2 protein-coding genes are annotated in these 940 nt (G+C 59.8%); both read right to left on the bottom strand.

Features of this window, described 5'->3' with window-relative positions; genetic code table 11:
- Positions 1 to 65: 65 nt before the first annotated feature.
- Positions 66 to 530: a DUF2924 domain-containing protein gene (locus tag C1I89_RS33720; RefSeq protein WP_102776423.1), complete on the bottom strand. Its 465-nt coding sequence runs from the start codon at positions 528 to 530 to the stop codon at positions 66 to 68.
- A complete protein-coding gene (locus C1I89_RS34305; protein WP_146196996.1) occupies positions 527 to 763 on the bottom strand; it encodes a hypothetical protein in 237 nt (78 codons plus the stop codon). Before C1I89_RS34305 ends, C1I89_RS33720 begins: the two co-directional genes overlap by 4 nt.
- Between the last annotated feature and the right edge of the window lie 177 nt (positions 764 to 940).

The raw sequence follows: 940 nt of genomic DNA, 5'->3' as shown, positions 1-940 counted from the left end.
GACCGCACAGCGCCGCTTGGGCGTGATCGCTGGCGCTTGCGTATTGGGATAAAGGGCGGGTTTTCTCATGCGGACGCCCCCCGCTTGGACGGCTGGCGCAATCCGAAGAAGGCCGGCCCGGACCAGGCTGTACCAGTAATGGCCTTGGCCACTCCAGACAAGCTTTTGTAGGCACGGGCCTGGTATTCGAAACGCCCATCGTCCAGGACTTTGACCTGATGGGCAATGCCGTTGTATTCGCGGACCAGGGTGGCACCCGGCGCCAGCTGGTTTTCTGCTCTGCGCTTCTGGTTGGGCACCTCGCCGGTTTCACCGATTTTTTCCAGTCGACGCTTGAGCGATGTGGACATGGGGCCAAATGCCTCCTCCTGAATCTTGTAGGCCAGCCGGCTTTCCAGCCAGGTGCGGTGATGGTGGCCAGGGCGACGATCAAAGTGTTGATCCCAGAGCGCCCAGAGGTTTTCCATCGGCAGGTAGGGCAGTTGCGCCAGCCGTGCAGCCACGGTTTCTTGGCTTGCGTGTGTCGTCATACGAAAACTCCTTCTTGTTGAGACGGGTTCGTATGAACGCGCTGGTGGCCAGTAAAGCCAAGCGAAATGTCGCCAGCCGTGGCGTCATGCTGACATGAGCTCGCCAGCGCTGCGCCTGTACGTGCCCGGAGAATGCCGGCGGCAAGCAACTGCGCGATTTCCTGACAAGGGGATCGGCCAAGCTCACGGGTATCGCGGCTGGCGGATTTGGAGTGATGTTCGAGATGTGACATGGCAGGCTTTCGTGATGAAAAACTGCCACCATTTCACCGGCAAGCCACAGGAATTCCGAGCAGGAAATTACGGCCCGTTGCGGGCAGTTGCGAACAAGGGCGAATGTTTTCCAAAGGTCGCGTGCTGGTGACAAAAGTCAGTCAGCTCGGCTGGCATGTCGTCAGCGCACTGGCGGC

Source organism: Achromobacter pulmonis, assembly GCF_002885955.2.
GTDB lineage: Bacteria > Pseudomonadota > Gammaproteobacteria > Burkholderiales > Burkholderiaceae_B > Achromobacter > Achromobacter pulmonis_A.
This window is presented reverse-complemented; position numbering and strand designations above follow the sequence as displayed.

Bases quoted from the DNA above. Each gene is read 5' to 3' on its own strand.
- C1I89_RS33720 (WP_102776423.1), bottom strand. From the start codon at position 530: ATGACGACACACGCAAGCCAAGAAACCGTGGCTGCACGGCTGGCGCAA.
- C1I89_RS34305 (WP_146196996.1), bottom strand. From the start codon at position 763: ATGTCACATCTCGAACATCACTCCAAATCCGCCAGCCGCGATACCCGT.